This is a genomic window from Wolbachia endosymbiont (group A) of Icerya purchasi, from assembly GCF_947251635.1.
Taxonomy (GTDB): domain Bacteria; phylum Pseudomonadota; class Alphaproteobacteria; order Rickettsiales; family Anaplasmataceae; genus Wolbachia; species Wolbachia pipientis.
The window spans coordinates 82832-100144 of record NZ_OX366357.1 but is presented as its reverse complement, the minus strand read 5'-3'; the positions used below and the strand labels follow the sequence as shown (position 1 = coordinate 100144).

The window sequence follows — 17313 nt, the reverse complement described above, 5'->3', positions numbered from 1 at the left end:
TGCTTGTTAGCTGATGAGATACCGCGAATGAATCGCGGTATGACGGTTCGCGGCGGCATGACGATAAGGTTTATACCTTGTCATTCCAGCGCGTGACGCTGGAATCCAGCCTTTATTATGCAGCCTGCTTGGTTAAAATTAAGTCTTCTGGATCCAAGTAGTCAGGGCACTGGGATGACAATTACCTTAACAATTTCAAAAGAAGCCTAGTGAGCTATCAGCTATGTGTAGCTAACATTCTGCACGTCCATAAAAAACAAACCTTCTTTTTCGTCTTGAACGCTAATAATAGCGTGAGTGTTAAAAGGCAAAGGATCATTTGTATGTCCATGGCCTACCCCTTTCATTGTAAATACAGGAAAGTTAACACTTTTTGCAAACCTTTCTTTTATAACTTCAACAAGGTTATCGTTATAGCAGTTAACGAAATCCCCAAAGATTACTGCATGTACTCCATCAAAGATGTGGGCTTGTTTTAGGTGATCTAAACTGCGCTCTATTGCGTATGGGTAAACTCTTATGTCCTCTAAAAATAGAATTTTACCTTTCGCATTTATTTGCCAAGCGGTTCCTATACTATTTTCAACTAGAGTCATATTACCACCGATGATTTTAGACTCTAATCTGCCATCTTTTAGTCTAATGCCATTATTTATCGTCTTTAGGTTATCAAATCTGATAGAATCCCGCTTGTTAAGAATTAACTCTTTCAATTTTTCAACAGAGCTTTCAGAAACGGAGTTATTTACTATCATTTCCAACATGGTGCCGTGAAGAGTTTGCCAATCATATTTAGCTTGTAGATGGATGTGCAAGGCAGTTATATCGCTATAGCCTATGAGGATTTTTTTGTTTTGAGCAATTCTTTCTTTTTTATCATTGGGTAGCTTTTCTAGATAGGGAATTAACCGAGAAGCCCCTTCTCCTCCTCTGATACACCAAATTATTTTACTGTCATTAGTTAGTGCACTAATCAAATCATTTGCTCTGAATTCATCAGAGTTGGAATAAAATGGATTATCATTACTATATATTTTCTCCGAAATATGGGGATTAAAATCCAAAGCTTCTACATATTCTTTTATAGTAGTCAGATCTGATTCTTTTCCCTTCGAAGAAGGAGCAATAATATCAACTTGGTCGATTGCATGAATACTTGTGTTAGCACATAAAGTGAGAATGAAATATAAAAGATAAACAATCATTAAAATATCTTATAAAACTCTTTTTTTAGTATATCATCCAATTCAGAGAGTGGAACTTTCACTCCTAGTTCTTCCATTGACGTGACGCCATAACCTTGCAACCCACAAGGAATAATACCCTTATAGTGAGAGAGGTCTGGAAAGACGTTAAGCGCTATGCCATGATAAGTTACCCATTTTCTTAAGCGAATACCAAAAGCTGCAATTTTTTTTTCTACTCCGTTATGGTTTACCCAAATGCCTATTCTATCTTCTCTAAACTCTCCAAGTATATTAAATTGCTTTAAAACATTTATGATCCACTTACTTAGATCTCTAATATATAGCTTTATATCGCATTTGTTTCTTTTTTTAAGGTTTAACATTAAATATATGATGCGCTGTCCTGGACCATGATATGTGTGTTTACCACCCCTTCCTGTTTTATATATGGGAAATAGTTTTTCAACAATATCATCAGCTGTTGCACTGATTCCTGCAGTATAAAGTGGAGGGTGCTGGAGTAGCCATACCAATTCTTCTGCTGAATTATTGTGAATTTGTTGAATTTTCTCTTCCATAGATTTTACGGCACAGTTATAATCAATAAGCTGATTAGATATTAGCCATTCTGTCATGTTCAATTTCTTTTTTTTTAGTATAGCAGTTCGTTCTTTTCCTGTTATTCCAGTGTGTGACACTGAGCGCAGCCTTTCTTATTCCTAATATACTTAATACTAACTTCTGTGCTATTTCTCCTTAACAAACATAGTACATGACAAATGTTTAATTGTTTGTCAACACAGGTCCTCTTTACGTATAGGCAACTTTTTTTATTGAAAAATTCAGAAAAATGTTGTATAATTATTAGTAGATTTTAGGTAAAATACATGGCAAACTCAAAATTTAGCATAACTTTCAACAACGAAATTTCAGAGTGTCTTGCTGGACTGGCTAAAATAAGAAATAAGTCCATTAAAGAACTAACAGAGAAGCTAATACAAGAAGCAATTGAAAATGAGGAAGATAAAATACTAATTGAGCGTGCTGCTAAACGTAATGTTTCAGGTGTAAAGAAAATTAGAAGTGAGGATGTAGACTGGAATACAATATTATCTTCATAGAAAGCGTTCTTGAGAAAGACCTTCCAGCTCTTCCAAAAACAATAAGATTAAGGATCATAAATGCGATAAATAAGCGCCTTACAATTGATCCATTAACCTTGGTGAGCCATTATATTACAGATTTAAAAGACAAAGAAGATTAAGAGTAGGTGATTATCGCGTTATCTATTCCGTAAGTATTATAAAATATGAAGTGGTTATCACAGAGATAGGACACAGAAAAGATATTTATAAGCAAGTACATCATATAAACATTAAATATATTTTTACTCCTTCCTGATTCATTTTCTACCTTAGGTGGCTTCGCTCAGCTCAAAAAAAAAGCTCATTCTTTTTGCTACCCCTTATTGTGCTTGCCATTTAACTACTGTGTAAAGATTGCTCTCAAACATAATGTTCGTACGTTAGTATATCCTTCCTGTGACACCAATTGATATAATTCTACCACAAATTCAATTTTTTAGGAGGCACATATGAATTTCAACATCTTTCAAAGAAAAAAAAGCGCAGTATTTACTAAATATTCTGCTTTGCAGCTAATGATGGAGCCAAGTTGGAGTAAGCGTGATTATGTAAGTTTTGCTGAGGAAGGTTACATAAAAAATGTTATTGCCTTTCGAGCAATCAATATGATTGCAAATGCTGCATCTTTGGTACCTCTTACTCTCTGCCAGCTTACTGATCAGGGGAAACCACAATTAAAAGTTCATCCATTACTGAAATTACTTTATTCTCCTAATCCAATGACATCAAAATCGGAATTTATTGAGGGGATTGTAACTTATCGGTTAGTTAACGGCAATTCTTATATATTGATGATTGAGTCACAGAATAGTAGAAAACCACCAACAGAGCTTTATCTTCTGCGCCCTTCTAACGCAAATTCTGGATTAAGGAAGGAAGTATAGGAAATAGAAGGCTTTTTGGATTTGATGGAATAGGAGATGAGAGTAGAAAAGATATGAACCAAGAAATCAACAGGGGATCTATGGCGAGTGTGTTCAATTTCTAGTCTATTTTTTAGGTAACCAAAAACAGTCTCAATGATAGACCTTTTTCTCAGTAAAATCTTCTCATTTAGCGAAATTAATGTATTTTTCATACCTTTTTTCACCTTGGTAACAAGTTTCAAACCTCGGTCAAACAGCTTCTGAAAAAGCTCTTTTGCAATATAACCTTTGTCACCAAACAAAAGGCCGGTTAATTTTTCCGTCAAATTTGGCACAGGTATCCTATCATCAACATTGCCTTTTGTTAGCGTAAGTGCATGAATTTCACCATTTTCATTGATTACCATATGTAATTTGAAACCAAAAAACCAGCCGTAAGTACTCTTGCTTAATTTTGCAATTCCAGCAAAAACTTTGTTTTTGGATATTCTTTTTGCATGACAAACTGCAATGGGAGTTGTGTCTATATATGAAATTCCAGTGTTTTCTGACTGTCCACAAAGCCAATGCAACAACATTGCTAAATGCCACAAAACCCTAGGCTTTAGAGCAACAAACCTGGTATATGAAGGCAACTTTGGAAACTCTGATTTGTAGAGCAACGTTAGGTAATGTAGATAGAAAGTTTTGAAATTTTTACACGGAGATTGTTGATATAGCAGGATTATTGTCATGATTTCAGAGTGCTCAATTTCCGTTGTTCTTGTGGGTTTTTTACCATTTGGCAGTAGTTTGCCTGCAAAATTTTTCTCTATATCTCTGCAAAAATCATCGACCAAACAAAACAGTTTTGTTATATCTTCCATGGGTAACCTCATCTATTTTTTTATAACTGCTGAGTTTACCCTGTTTTCTGCCTTTTCTATTCTCCTTTAATCCAGAATTCGCGTTTATAATATAATTACCAATAATGTAGGGCAGTGCCGGGTGCACAGCTATACGAACATTCATTTGTGAAGGTAAATTGCACAGCAAATGGTGTCATTCCAGTGCTTGACACTGGAATCCAGCCTTTTTTTAATCATTAAAACGTTGTATTTTAACATAAAACGGCTACTTTTATGCTTACCAACTTAATAAAATTCCTGGATCCCAGTGTCTGGGCACTGGATGCGTTTGAAGCAACTTATAAGATTTTTGATTATATATCATCAAGTATAGCGTGATTAACTTCGACTTTATACTTTGATTCCAGATAGCTAATTAATTGCTCTTTTAGCGATATCATCACACGTTTTCCGGTGTCAAGCGTGTTTAATTTGCCATTTGATGAATGCATTTCTTTTAGAACACCTATTATAATTTCATTATTGTATTGAATAGGATCTGTCACTGAACCAGTTGTTTTCATATTGAAAATCTCTTCTACAAAAGAAAAGGGGTAGTTTTGTTGATCCACTTTATTGCGGTGCATCTGCTGACCTTTAACTAATTCCACACCTTGAATTTCTTCCAAATCTGTTTTTTCTCTTAGTTGAACTGCAACCTCTTGCCCGAATTTAAACATTCTTTCTTTTATAAACTCACTACGCCAAAGCTCTACCGCTAATGCCTTGCCTTCTTCAAAACTTTGCAATTTGGGTGGAACGATATCGACGATTTTTACACTAACAACAGCGTCCCCAATGCCCTTAAAATAACCTTTCTGATCCTTTTCTCGCGAAAAAACGAAAGAAATCAAATCACCAGAATCTCCTACGTTATTACCGCTTTGATCTTTTCCACTCGCATCTACTGGACCAATAGTTTGTATAGGTAAATTATATTCACTCAATATTTCTTCAATTTCTGAACCATTGTATATCTTATAGTTCACTTGGTTTATGAAATCATTGACTCTTTCAAAAGACTTTTGGTTAGTTAGAACTGACTTTATGTCTTTTTTTAAATCAACTAAGTCTTCATCAGAGATTTGATGCGCACTTTCCACTTTTACTATGTGCCAACCAAAACTGCTTGCTAAAACTTCACTTACTTCACCTACTTTGAGAGCAAATACCTTCTCTCTCACGTTTTCTGGTAAAAAATCCTTAGTTATATTATTTACTCTAGTTTCCTCAAGTTTTGCTTTGCCAAACTCTTCTACTATCTGTTCAAAGCTTGTTTTACCCTTCTCAAATGCTCTTCTTGCTGTCTCAGCTTCTTCTTTGGTAGAAAATATTGCATTGAATATATCTCTTTGATCTTTAAGTTCTTGTTGTTCTATTATACCATCAACTTCTTCATCTGAGATTTTGATTTGATCTTCAAAATACTTTTGGCCTAGGGAAATATATTGCGCAGTTCGATACTCAGGATAATAAAAATGGGATTTATTTCTTTCGTACAAATCAAGTAAGGCTTGATCATCTGGTTCAGGAATGTTTGTAACTGCATCTTCAGTTATTTTAACAATATCAACTACTCTAGTTTGGTAGCGACTTTTGTATATCTGCTCATCAATTTTCTCGCCAAAAGTTACTGGATAATTATCTTTAAATAATGAAGTCATGAACATCATTGCAGGCAGGACTTTCTCTAGCTTTGCTATATACTCTTTCTCTGTCATATGCAGGTCATTTAGCGTTTCATAGAATTTATTTTTGTCAAATTCACCTTTATCATTTTGAAAGTATTTGGTGTTTTTAATATGGTTTTTTATAGATTCTTCTCCAACTGTCAACCCCAGCTCACTAGTTAGGTTAAACAATAGTTTTTGCTCTATAAGTGCGTTAAGCAAATCATATTTCAGCTTTTTTACTTGTTCTCTACTCGCATCAGATCCAGAAATTTGCTTTTCATAATTTTGATATAGTGATTTATACTCATCTGACGTTATAACTTCTTTTCCAACCCTAGCTACCTCTTCTTTTTCATCATCACCTGATAAAAGGTTGCCAATTCCCATGAAGATTAACAAGCAAGCTAAAAGGACAACGGTTACTTTAGTGAAAAAATTTTTAACATTCATTTTAAACCCAGTTAATTAATGATTAATTATAGAATAGTGATAATTTAATGCTTGTAAACCTGTTGCTTTATTAGCTAATATATATAATATTACAATATATTAACTTAAAATTTAACTCTCTAATCTTAAATAGGAACATATGTTTAACTGAGTTATACTATACCTTAGGAAACGCAAATTCTGGATTAAGGAAGGAAGTATAGGAAATAGAAGGCTTTTTGGATTTGATGGAATAGGAGATGAGAGTAGAAAAGATATGAACCAAGAAATCAACAGGGGATCTATGGCGAGTGTGTTCAATTTCTAGTCTATTTTTTAGGTAACCAAAAACAGTCTCAATGATAGACCTTTTTCTCAGTAAAATCTTCTCATTTAGCGAAATTAATGTATTTTTCATACCTTTTTTCACCTTGGTAACAAGTTTCAAACCTCGGTCAAACAGCTTCTGAAAAAGCTCTTTTGCAATATAACCTTTGTCACCAAACAAAAGGCCGGTTAATTTTTCCGTCAAATTTGGCACAGGTATCCTATCATCAACATTGCCTTTTGTTAGCGTAAGTGCATGAATTTCACCATTTTCATTGATTACCATATGTAATTTGAAACCAAAAAACCAGCCGTAAGTACTCTTGCTTAATTTTGCAATTCCAGCAAAAACTTTGTTTTTGGATATTCTTTTTGCATGACAAACTGCAATGGGAGTTGTGTCTATATATGAAATTCCAGTGTTTTCTGACTGTCCACAAAGCCAATGCAACAACATTGCTAAATGCCACAAAACCCTAGGCTTTAGAGCAACAAACCTGCTATATGAAGGCAACTTTGGAAACTCTGATTTGTAGAGCAACGTTAGGTAATGTAGATAGAAAGTTTTGAAATTTTTACACGGAGATTGTTGATATAGCAGGATTATTGTCATGATTTCAGAGTGCTCAATTTCCGTTGTTCTTGTGGGTTTTTTACCATTTGGCAGTAGTTTGCCTGCAAAATTTTTCTCTATATCTCTGCAAAAATCATCGACCAAACAAAACAGTTTTGTTATATCTTCCATGGGTAACCTCATCTATTTTTTTATAATTGCTGAGTTTACCCTGTTTTCTGCCTTTTCTATTCTCCTTTAATCCAGAATTCGCGTTTTAAGCCACTTTCGTTAGTTTTTGTCATAATGCGATCAAACACTCCCAATAACCTCTTTAATAGGCTTGGAGTTAGCGAAGAGATAAGATCAACAAATACGTTATTGTTTTTGTCATCACCACTTGCTTTATAGTCTATTGAAACGATTCCCCTACTTTTCCCGCCAGTAAGAAGTTTCCCAATTATAGGAATTTTTAACAAAGATTTATTAATTGAATATGCTGGTATTACTTGTCCTTCAACTTGGAATTTATAATTTCTAATGTCGAGCTTACCGCTAGTGCTAATGCCTAATTCCGCTCCTTCAAGCCAAGATTCTTCAATTTCGACAGAGCCGTCTTTGTATGAGAAAGGTGCATTACATTTATAAAAGTATACACCTTCATTTTTTATGGCATTTACAATGCCAGGCAATGAAGACATCGACAATAAAGTAGTAAGTAGTGGAGCATCTTTGATGTAGAAATTGCTAATGGATAACGTACCATAATGTTCTCCACTTTCTCTCTGAGGAGAGAGATAAAAAGACAATTTGCCGTTTTTAATTGATTTACTAATGCCTAAGGAACGCGAAAGTATACCTGCATTATCCGCATATATTTCGAGCCCCATTCCACTATATTCCGCTAGTATGTTGCTGCTATCTTCTAGAAACTGTCCTGTAAATTGACTTCCATTGCAATTACCTTTAGTACAGGTTACATTCAGCTTAGCATTTTTGATAACGATGCCTTCTTTCATCATTACATTGTCAACATTCATACTAATCTCTATATCTTTGTTTAATCCATTACTGTTTTTACCAAGCAAGCCTAAAATATCACTTAAGTTAATTTCCTCACCATGAACAGTTATAACATTTCTCTCCTTACCTGATTCAATTTCTATACTAAAATCATTATCAGGCAATTTAAAGCTACTAGAATTTAAATATAAATTTCCATTTTCTACTCTTCCGCTGAATTTTATATCTAGGTCATTTCCTACAACATCTAATTTGTCTATTAACAATTCACCTGCTCCTTTTAACCTTGTAGAAAACAAAATTTTATTGTGATCTTCAAAACGATTTTTCCATCCTAAATAACTTGAACGTGATTCAAGCTCTGATAAATCCATATTACCATTAACATGCCCCGTCTTATCTTGATTTATCACCGATTCTATATTTGTATTGACATAGCCACCTATATTTTCATCAAAATTAAGTATTTGAGCGGGTAAATCTCCGGTCAAATTCCAGGCAAAACTTTCATTCCTATTGCTACTTTTCAGGTCAAATAATAGCTGTGTGTTATTCACCATACCACTACCATTTAAATCTATAAAGTCACTGCCAAAATTAAGCTTAATATCATATTTACCAAGACTTGCATTATAGACGGCCAAATTGTCAATTTCAGAATGAAAATTGGCTGAAAAATCTACTTTTTTGTCATCAACGTTTAGATTAAAAATGCGAAAATTAAATACGGATTTTGCCATTCCACTTACTTTATCCCTTCCAACCTTCACCACATCATCCAGCTTAAATCTTATAGGCTCATATAAACCATAAGCATCACTTACAGCTTGGCCATTAATGGTTAGAACTGAATTTTCCTTATCGAGAGATTTCATTTCAATATCACCACCATTAATAGTGAAATTTTGAAACTTAGCGCTATTTACAGTAATTTTAAGATCGTTATTCTTGATGATCAAATCACCCTTTAATTCCTTTACTTGCTCAAAATCTTCATCAAATTTTACGCTACCGTTTTCTATATCATCAACTACTACGATATCTGACAGATCGTCATTAAATAAATTTTTAATTTTGCCATTGAAACTTACAATTGTGTTTAAAACATTCCCATCAATATTATCACAATACCAGCTTTTAAATTTACTATTCACTACACTATCTGGTACATAAGTACATAAATCCTTTGCAGCAAACTTACTAATATTAATTCTAAGCAAAGCATCGCTTGTACTAAAGTTCATCTTGCCTATTAAAGAGAGATACGTGCCATTTAACTTAAAATGAAAGTTTTTTACACTAATAATTCCATCACTATATGTTAAATTTATATTTACATTAGTTAAGGCCAAATTTTTGTTCAAATAATTTTCTGTATTCAATACGTATATATTTCCATCTACAATTTCATCCTTTTTATTAATTTTCACTGAGAAGCTTCCTTTGAATCCTATATTTTTGTCCAAATTGTAGCTTTTAACTAATGTAGAAAACTCGCTCAATAGTCCCAATTTTAGATCATAAAATGTCCCGTACACATTTAGCAAATTGTTGCGATTTTTTATCGTAATTGATAAATCATCCAAAAATCCCTTTCCATCTTTTGTATTCACATGAATATCTAAAACATTAAAATCTTCCCCCTTCCCTATATATAATTTATCAATAAAAAATTCATCTTCTGTGCTTTTATCAATAGCGATGTTAGTAAATTCAATTTTTGAATCCGCATTTAAGTCAAAAAAAAATTCCCTTATTGTTTTTACTGAGTTTTGCAGATTAAAATTTACTGCTTTAAAGTCAGCTTCTTTCTGATTGATATATACATGCACATTATCAGCTGAAACCTGAGAGAGATTTGTGCTATCTTTAAATAAGGAACTTAACTTAAAATGTACAAAAAGCTCAGGAACTTTTATAGTAAAATTAGGATTTGCTATTGCTAAATCTGTAATGACTAAATACGCATCTTTCTGCCAAACAACTGAGGTATTCTCCATATTAACGCTTGAGCCAACAAATATTTTTGATATTTTATGTTTAACATAAAAATTAATATAATTAATATTGATTTCTAAAGGCTTTAAAAAAGTAAAAAAGCACAATATGAACAATAGAACTATGGAAAGTGATATAGTGATTTTTTTAAGCATCGATTATTGCTTTTCTTGCTAAACTATCAGCCTCCTCATTATACTTATCGCCACTGTGTGCTTTAACCCACTTCCAATCAATTTCTTGTTGTGAAGCAACGTTGTCTAGCTCTTTCCACAATTCCATATTTTTTACTGATTTTTTATTACTTGTTTTCCAACCATTCATTTTCCACTTATTTATCCACTCTGTTATGCCATGCTTAATATAAAGACTATCCGTATATAAATTAATATTACAAGAAAATTTTAACGCTTTCAGCCCATTGATCACCGCTGTTAACTCCATTTTATTGTTTGTGGTATTTTCTTCTCTACCATAAATGTCCTTTCTATAATCTTGAAATAATATGATAGCTGCCCATCCTCCCGCTCCATGATTACCAGAACACGCTCCATCCGTGTATATTATCACTTCCTTTTTGCTCATCTTTAACTGTAATGAATTAATAAAGTATATAGTTGCTTTTATGAAAGCACAATTTCTAAAGGTAGTTTAAGCTGCACCTTTAAATTTTATTATAGAAACAAAAAAAAGTGTGACAACGAGCATTACCAAAAGGAAAAGTAAAAAATAGTTTTTATGTTTCTGCCGTTCTTTCATAACTAAAATAAATCAATAGAACAAAAAATAACACTGGCGAATAGGGAAAATAGATAAGAAATTGAATAAGAAAACATTTTTTTCTGTGAGCTGTGGTTCTTGAATCTGAGAATTGATATAGCGTACCAAATAAAAACGCACCCTTCAAAGTTTGCCATGCTTAGATAAAGTAAAGCCTTTTTCAAAAATAGAGCTGGAAGCAAGCTAGTTAGCACCAGCAACACACTATAAATTAATATATATTTTCTTGTTTTTTCCGGACCATAAACAATATTGAACATTGGAATCGATGCCTTTGCATAGTCTTCAGACTTATTTAAAGATAGGGCCCAAAAGTGTGGTGGAGTCCACATAAAAATTACTAAAAATAAAATGAAACTTTCCCAACTGACAGAATTAGTCACAGCTGCCCAGCCAATCATTGGAGGAAAAGCACCTGCTGCACCACCGATAACGATATTCTGCGGAGTACGCCTTTTTAGCCAAATTGTATATACGAAAACGTAAAATAATATGCTAACTGCAAGCAAAGCAGCAGAAATATAATTTACTGCTATTGCCATGATAAATACTGACAATATTCCAAGAGTTATACCAAATTCAAGCGCGCTTTCTGCAGAAACTCTACCTGAAGGTATAGGGCGGTTTTTTGTCCTTTCCATGAGCAGATCTATGTCTTTGTCATACCACATATTTATAGCACCTGCAGATCCTGAGCCAAGAGCAACACATATAAGAGATATTAGTGCTAGAAAAGGGTGCATACTACCTGGTGCAGTAACCATACCAGCAACTGCAGTAAATACCACAAGATACATTATCCTTGGCTTCAGCAAACGCCAAAAATCCAGTATTATTGATTCAACATTTAGCAAAACACTTGTGTACATTCTATTTTACCACTGGTGGCTTTTCGAAAGTATGAAAAGGCGGTGGTGAAGATACCGTCCATTCCAAGGTGTCACCTTCCCAAGGATTATCTCCAGCTTTCTTGCCCCATTTAAAGAGATGTATAACTATAAACACAAAAAACATAACTGAAACAAAGGACATATACGAACCAATTGAGGATATATAATTCCAAGGGATAAACGCATCAGGATAATCAGGTATACGCCTTGGCATACCAGCTAATCCTAAGAAATGTTGAGGTAAAAAAGTGATATTGGTGCTAATAAAAGTAAGCCAAAAATGGATTTGACCTAAGCGCTCATTATATTGTTTACCCGACATTTTACCAATCCAATAATAAAAGCCAGCAAAAGCTCCAAATAATGCAGCAAGTGACATGACATAATGGAAGTGAGCAACAACATAATAGGTGTCGTGCAGGAGCTTATCTATTCCACCATGAGAAAGAATTATTCCCGTTATGCCACCGCCAACAAACATAAAAATAAAACCTAGTGCAAATAGCATAGGGGTCTTAAACTCAATTGCTCCACCCCACATAGTTGCAATCCAGCTAAAGACTTTTACACCAGTTATAACACCGATAAAAATTGTGGTAGTGCTAAAAAATGCAGCAGCGTCAGCACTAAGCCCAACAGTGAACATATGATGAGCCCAAACCATAAAGCCAAATACTGCTATACCTATCATTGCATAAACCATCCCTATGTAACCAAATACAGGTCTGTGAGAAAAAGTTGATACAACCTGACTTATGATGCCAAATGCAGGAAAAATAATTACGTAAACTTCTGGATGACCAAAAAACCAAAATAAATGTTGAAATAACACAGGGTCACCACCACCTGCAGGATCAAAAAAGGAAGTGCCAATATTGCGATCAGTAAGAAGCATAGTTATAGCACCGGCAAGCACTGGTAAGGCGACAATCAACATAAATGCTGTTAGCAAGACAGACCAAATAAATAGTGGCATCTTAGTTAATGACATGCTCTTTGCGCGCATGTTAAATATAGTAACTATAAAGTTGATCGCCCCAACAATTGACGACATACCAGCAACGTGGAGTGCAAGTATAGCAAGGTCAACTCCTGCACTTGGATGGGACATTACCTGTGATAAAGGTGGATATAAAGTCCAACCTGTACCTGGACCTTCACCAATAAACACTGAGAGAATGAGCAAAATAAAAGATGACACTAATAACCAGAAACTTAAATTATTCATACGAGGAAATGCCATATCGGGTGCACCGATCATAAGAGGCACAAACCAATTACCAAATCCTCCCATGAGGGCTGGCATTATCATAAAAAACACCATTATCAACGCATGCCCTGTAACCATTACGTTATATAGTTGATAGTTATTGTTAAGTATATTAATGTGCATTAGCTGAGTGCGAATAATCACCGATAATAACCCACCAATAATTCCAGCTAATATGGAAAAAATAATGTACAGTGTCCCTATGTCCTTATGATTAGTGGAAAATAACCAACGCTTTATGCCCTTTGGTACGTCACTCATATCTATACTCCAAATTTAACTCACTAATTTTCTATTTTCGATCCACTTATTAAAATCTTCTTTGCTTACTGCTTCAACAACAATTGGCATAAATCCATGGCCTTGACCACACAATTCGTAGCACTGCCCGTAATAAACACCTGGCTTTTTGACATTAAACCACGCTTCATTTAGCCTTCCTGGTATTGCGTCAATTTTCACACCAAAAGCCGGTACTCCCCAACTATGTATTACGTCCCCTGCTGTGACTTGTAAACGAACATTAGTATTAACGGGTAAAACGACGTTGTTATCAACAGAGAATAGCTTTAAATCTCCTTCGATAAAGTCATCTTTTCCCTTAATATAACTGTCAAATGATACACCCCGATATTCTGGATATTGGTAGCTCCAATACCATTGATGGCCAATAACTTTCAGTGTTATATCAGCTTTCGGTATTTCTTCCTGTAGCTTCAGTAATTTAGCGTTTTCAAAGGCTAATATTCCAACAATAATCGTTGGTATAACAAACCAAACAATTTCTAAAAGGACATTGTGGTTAGTTTGGCTTACGTTTGCCACTTTGCTTTTACGAAAGCGAAATACTACATAAGCAAGCAGCGCCCACACAAAAAGCATTATTGCAACCATCACAAGCATCACAAACGAATGTGACCTAACTACAGCCTCCATTACTTCAGTTGCAGGAGCAGGGAATCCAAATTGCCAAGAAGCAGGAGCAGAGGCAACAGATATATTTGAGTAAAATATTATCAATAGTGCAAATAACTTCACCATATCTTTTGTTTGTTTGCTGTAAAACTAAATGATATACTGTATAATAGTATATATAAACTTACTATGCAAATAGAGATTAGTGATGGTTAATAATTTTTTAGCATTCAACAAGTATAATAGTACAATACTAATTTGAGGAAAAAAGCATTTACATAAATCTATTGTAAGTAAAAATATTATAATATTTTAAATTAAGTATTTACTTTAAGTAAATTCTATAATAAGTTTAATAGTGTCTGTTACTGCTAATAACCCTCTAGCCTCACACCTAAAAGCAGTAACAGACACTATTAAACTTTATGACAAGTTTATGATTTGCAAGATCAAAATCTTACAAGTGTCTTTCTTTCATTATATATTACAGTTTGTTAATTAACTTTTAATGCCTATGGTAGCATTTACTGAACCAAAGGTTTGCGTATTATAGAAAATAATTACAAAAAAAACACACTATTTATATACCATACAAACTTTTTTCATTCTGCATAGCTGAATTACTAGATTCTGTAAACGAAATCTTTAGAGAAGCCAAATGGGCAAAGTTTCATGAAGGTCTTTGGCATCTCTTAGCATAGATCCCTTACTTAACCGTCATACCGCGATTCATTCGCAGTATCTCAAAGCATAGATCCCGCTAACAAGTAGCGGGATGACGGTTGTCAGGGTGTCATCCATAAGTGTTGAAAGTAACACAAAAAAGACATAAAGAACTATTAACGCGAATTCTGGATTAAAGGAGAATAGAAAAGGCAGAAAACAGGGTAACTCAGCAATTATAAAAAAATAGATGAGGTTACCCATGGAAGATATAACAAAACTGTTTTGTTTGGTCGATGATTTTTGCAGAGATATAGAGAAAATTTTGCAGGCAAACTACTGCCAAATGGTAAAAAACCCACAAGAACAACGGAAATTGAGCACTCTGAAATCATGACAATAATCCTGCTATATCAACAATCTCCGTGTAAAAATTTCAAAACTTTCTATCTACATTACCTAACGTTGCTCTACAAATCAGAGTTTCCAAAGTTGCCTTCATATACCAGGTTTGTTGCTCTAAAGCCTAGGGTTTTGTGGCATTTAGCAATGTTGTTGCATTGGCTTTGTGGACAGTCAGAAAACACTGGAATTTCATATATAGACACAACTCCCATTGCAGTTTGTCATGCAAAAAGAATATCCAAAAACAAAGTTTTTGCTGGAATTGCAAAATTAAGCAAGAGTACTTACGGCTGGTTTTTTGGTTTCAAATTACATATGGTAATCAATGAAAATGGTGAAATTCATGCACTTACGCTAACAAAAGGCAATGTTGATGATAGGATACCTGTGCCAAATTTGACGGAAAAATTAACCGGCCTTTTGTTTGGTGACAAAGGTTATATTGCAAAAGAGCTTTTTCAGAAGCTGTTTGACCGAGGTTTGAAACTTGTTACCAAGGTGAAAAAAGGTATGAAAAATACATTAATTTCGCTAAATGAGAAGATTTTACTGAGAAAAAGGTCTATCATTGAGACTGTTTTTGGTTACCTAAAAAATAGACTAGAAATTGAACACACTCGCCATAGATCCCCTGTTGATTTCTTGGTTCATATCTTTTCTACTCTCATCTCCTATTCCATCAAATCCAAAAAGCCTTCTATTTCCTATACTTCCTTCCTTAATCCAGAATTTGCGTTGGTAATAATTGGTTCAAGCTTACTTGCAATATTTGGCAAAATGCCTTGGCCTGCGCTTTTCTCACTGGGTATGTTCGTTGCAGTGTTTTTTGGTGGCCCCAAATTACAAAAGCGATAACAGGAAGGGAAGTTTGTTGTCTTAAGAGAGGACAAACATTGGATAGTGGAAAATGTGTTGCTGCTACTGGGCATGAACTTGTGGGTAAACAGTGTGGTATATCTCCTGACAAACATAATAAGGGACAATATGTTTGTTGCCCTCCTGGCTCTATGATCACTAATCAAGGAGATTGTACTAATAATCCTTCAAAAGTGTGGCAATGAAGTAGTACTTTATATAAAAAAACATTGTTATATTAAAGATCTACTATGCACTGAACCTGACTATTTACAACAGAGTTTCCCACAAAGTATATAATTAACATCTACTCCTTTAGTTAGACTCCACTCACGTTTTATTACGTTGTACTCCATGCCAGCCATGTTTTGCAGCGTTACATTATTTTCTCTTAAGTGATTTGCAATTTCTGATGGCTTGAGAAATTTATTCCAGTTATGTGTACCTTTTGGCAGCCAATTTAATATGTACTCTGCACCAATTATTGCAAGACAAAAGGATTTAATAGTTCTATTTATTGTGGATATAAAGATTAACCCCTCCGGTTTTAGCAGTTCTATCGCTTTTTTCATGAAAAGCTCTAAATTATCCACATGTTCAATTACTTCCATCAACAGAACCACGTCGTGCTTTTTGTCATTGCTTAGCTCTTCAATGCTGGTGTGTATATATTCTATATTTAACCCTACTTTTTTTGCATGTGAATGCGCTACTTTTATGTTTTCTTCACATACATCTATTCCCACAACGTTAATGCCAACGCGTGCCATTGACTCTGACAAAATACCACCACCGCATCCAACATCAAGCAATGATAATTCTTTTAAATCGCATTTTTTTAACTCTTTTATTTTCTCAATAATGTAAGATACTCTAACAGGATTCATCATGTGCAATGGTTTGAATTTGCCGTTTTCATCCCACCACTGGCCTGCCATTTTAGCGAATTTTGATATTTCATCTTCGTTATAAGTTTTTGTTTTTTTTTTCTTAGAGGTTATATTACTTAGTTTATCAAGGCGTTTTTTATGTCTGCTTTCTTTTGAAAATTCTGTTTCGAGGAATTGTTTGACTATGTCTTTTGCTAATCCACTCGCAGTAAATCCTGCACCAAGACACAGTACATTTGCGTTGCCATGCTCGCGAGCTAATTTTGCGATCTCAACACTGTTACATAAAGCAGCGTAGATTCCTTCAAAACGATTTGCCACAGTACTCATGCCCAAACCTGTACCACAAATTAATATCCCATAATTTGCTTTTTTGTCTGTTATATCTTCTACAACTTTAACAGCATAGTCTGGGTGATCTACACACTTTTGCTTAGCAGTGCAGCCTTGATCTATCACTCTATAACCTAGGGCTTCCAGGTAAGGTTTTATTTCTGATTTTAATTCATAACCAGCATGATCTGAAGCAATTGATACTACATCTGACATATAAAAAG

Annotated in this window: 14 protein-coding genes and 3 pseudogenes; 5 read left to right on the top strand and 12 right to left on the bottom strand. The window is 34.2% G+C overall.

Features of this window, described 5'->3' with window-relative positions; all coding sequences use genetic code 11:
- Window positions 1-221 precede the first annotated feature (221 nt).
- Window positions 222-1205: an LD-carboxypeptidase gene (locus OPR17_RS00525; protein ID WP_265021731.1), complete on the bottom strand. Its 984-nt coding sequence runs from the start codon at window positions 1203-1205 to the stop codon at window positions 222-224.
- On the bottom strand, window positions 1205-1822 hold the full coding sequence (gene lipB / locus OPR17_RS00520) for a lipoyl(octanoyl) transferase LipB (RefSeq protein WP_265021730.1): 618 nt from the start codon (window positions 1820-1822) through the stop codon (window positions 1205-1207). Before lipB ends, OPR17_RS00525 begins: the two co-directional genes overlap by 1 nt.
- Before the next feature lie 252 nt (window positions 1823-2074).
- Between lipB and OPR17_RS00515 the strand changes: the two genes are divergently transcribed.
- The 3 genes and pseudogenes from OPR17_RS00515 to OPR17_RS00505 all read left to right on the top strand — a co-directional run.
- Window positions 2075-2308, top strand: a complete 234-nt coding sequence (locus OPR17_RS00515; protein ID WP_010081986.1) for a DUF6290 family protein — start codon at window positions 2075-2077, stop codon at window positions 2306-2308.
- Window positions 2309-2399: 91 nt separating this feature from the next.
- Complete coding sequence (locus tag OPR17_RS07260; protein WP_320109873.1) at window positions 2400-2588, top strand: type II toxin-antitoxin system RelE family toxin; 189 nt, start codon at window positions 2400-2402, stop codon at window positions 2586-2588.
- A gap of 193 nt (window positions 2589-2781) precedes the next feature.
- Window positions 2782-3180: pseudogene (locus tag OPR17_RS00505) on the top strand (phage portal protein); the annotation flags it as partial.
- Here the strand turns inward: OPR17_RS00505 and OPR17_RS00500 are convergent.
- From OPR17_RS00500 to coxB, 9 genes are all read right to left on the bottom strand, one after another.
- Window positions 3165-4064: an IS982 family transposase gene (locus OPR17_RS00500; protein ID WP_265021729.1), complete on the bottom strand. Its 900-nt coding sequence runs from the start codon at window positions 4062-4064 to the stop codon at window positions 3165-3167. The pseudogene OPR17_RS00505 and the gene OPR17_RS00500 overlap by 16 nt on opposite strands.
- Window positions 4027-4209, bottom strand: a complete 183-nt coding sequence (locus tag OPR17_RS00495; protein ID WP_265021728.1) for a hypothetical protein — start codon at window positions 4207-4209, stop codon at window positions 4027-4029. The genes OPR17_RS00500 and OPR17_RS00495 overlap by 38 nt, the downstream gene beginning before the upstream one ends.
- A gap of 190 nt (window positions 4210-4399) precedes the next feature.
- Complete coding sequence (locus OPR17_RS00490; protein ID WP_265021727.1) at window positions 4400-6208, bottom strand: peptidylprolyl isomerase; 1809 nt, start codon at window positions 6206-6208, stop codon at window positions 4400-4402.
- Between the two features lie 157 nt (window positions 6209-6365).
- Window positions 6366-7259: an IS982 family transposase gene (locus OPR17_RS00485; protein ID WP_265021726.1), complete on the bottom strand. Its 894-nt coding sequence runs from the start codon at window positions 7257-7259 to the stop codon at window positions 6366-6368.
- Between the two features lie 56 nt (window positions 7260-7315).
- Window positions 7316-10243 carry a DUF3971 domain-containing protein gene (locus OPR17_RS00480; RefSeq protein ID WP_265021725.1) on the bottom strand — a complete coding sequence of 976 codons (2928 nt, stop codon included), beginning with the start codon at window positions 10241-10243 and terminating at the stop codon, window positions 7316-7318.
- On the bottom strand, window positions 10236-10673 hold the full coding sequence (gene rnhA, locus OPR17_RS00475) for a ribonuclease HI (RefSeq protein ID WP_265021724.1): 438 nt from the start codon (window positions 10671-10673) through the stop codon (window positions 10236-10238). Before rnhA ends, OPR17_RS00480 begins: the two co-directional genes overlap by 8 nt.
- Window positions 10674-10849: 176 nt before the next feature.
- On the bottom strand, window positions 10850-11737 hold the full coding sequence (locus tag OPR17_RS00470) for a heme o synthase (protein ID WP_265021723.1): 888 nt from the start codon (window positions 11735-11737) through the stop codon (window positions 10850-10852).
- 1 nt (window position 11738) lies between these two features.
- A complete protein-coding gene (gene ctaD, locus OPR17_RS00465) occupies window positions 11739-13289 on the bottom strand; it encodes a cytochrome c oxidase subunit I (protein WP_265021722.1) in 1551 nt (516 codons plus the stop codon).
- A gap of 15 nt (window positions 13290-13304) precedes the next feature.
- Window positions 13305-14069 carry a cytochrome c oxidase subunit II gene (gene coxB / locus OPR17_RS00460; RefSeq protein WP_265021721.1) on the bottom strand — a complete coding sequence of 255 codons (765 nt, stop codon included), beginning with the start codon at window positions 14067-14069 and terminating at the stop codon, window positions 13305-13307.
- A gap of 799 nt (window positions 14070-14868) precedes the next feature.
- On the opposite strand from coxB, the pseudogene OPR17_RS00455 reads away from it, so the two are divergent.
- Together OPR17_RS00455 and OPR17_RS07350 are read left to right on the top strand one after the other, a co-directional pair.
- Window positions 14869-15731 (top strand): annotated as a pseudogene (locus tag OPR17_RS00455) (IS982 family transposase); the annotation flags it as partial.
- Window positions 15732-15743: 12 nt separating this feature from the next.
- Window positions 15744-15866 (top strand): annotated as a pseudogene (locus OPR17_RS07350) (TrbC/VirB2 family protein); the annotation flags it as partial.
- A gap of 266 nt (window positions 15867-16132) precedes the next feature.
- Here OPR17_RS07350 and ubiG read toward each other — a convergent pair.
- A complete protein-coding gene (ubiG, locus tag OPR17_RS00450; RefSeq protein ID WP_265021720.1) occupies window positions 16133-17305 on the bottom strand; it encodes a bifunctional 2-polyprenyl-6-hydroxyphenol methylase/3-demethylubiquinol 3-O-methyltransferase UbiG in 1173 nt (390 codons plus the stop codon).
- Window positions 17306-17313: the final 8 nt, after the last annotated feature.

Coding starts and splice junctions, on each gene's coding strand:
- OPR17_RS00525 (WP_265021731.1), bottom strand. CDS start 1,205: ATGATTGTTTATCTTTTATATTTCATTCTCACTTTATGTGCTAACACA.
- lipB (WP_265021730.1), bottom strand. CDS start 1,822: ATGACAGAATGGCTAATATCTAATCAGCTTATTGATTATAACTGTGCC.
- OPR17_RS00515 (WP_010081986.1), top strand. CDS start 2,075: ATGGCAAACTCAAAATTTAGCATAACTTTCAACAACGAAATTTCAGAG.
- OPR17_RS00500 (WP_265021729.1), bottom strand. CDS start 4,064: ATGGAAGATATAACAAAACTGTTTTGTTTGGTCGATGATTTTTGCAGA.
- OPR17_RS00495 (WP_265021728.1), bottom strand. CDS start 4,209: ATGAATGTTCGTATAGCTGTGCACCCGGCACTGCCCTACATTATTGGT.
- OPR17_RS00490 (WP_265021727.1), bottom strand. CDS start 6,208: ATGAATGTTAAAAATTTTTTCACTAAAGTAACCGTTGTCCTTTTAGCT.
- OPR17_RS00485 (WP_265021726.1), bottom strand. CDS start 7,259: ATGGAAGATATAACAAAACTGTTTTGTTTGGTCGATGATTTTTGCAGA.
- OPR17_RS00480 (WP_265021725.1), bottom strand. CDS start 10,243: ATGCTTAAAAAAATCACTATATCACTTTCCATAGTTCTATTGTTCATA.
- rnhA (WP_265021724.1), bottom strand. CDS start 10,673: ATGAGCAAAAAGGAAGTGATAATATACACGGATGGAGCGTGTTCTGGT.
- OPR17_RS00470 (WP_265021723.1), bottom strand. CDS start 11,737: ATGTACACAAGTGTTTTGCTAAATGTTGAATCAATAATACTGGATTTT.
- ctaD (WP_265021722.1), bottom strand. CDS start 13,289: ATGAGTGACGTACCAAAGGGCATAAAGCGTTGGTTATTTTCCACTAAT.
- coxB (WP_265021721.1), bottom strand. CDS start 14,069: ATGGTGAAGTTATTTGCACTATTGATAATATTTTACTCAAATATATCT.
- ubiG (WP_265021720.1), bottom strand. CDS start 17,305: ATGTCAGATGTAGTATCAATTGCTTCAGATCATGCTGGTTATGAATTA.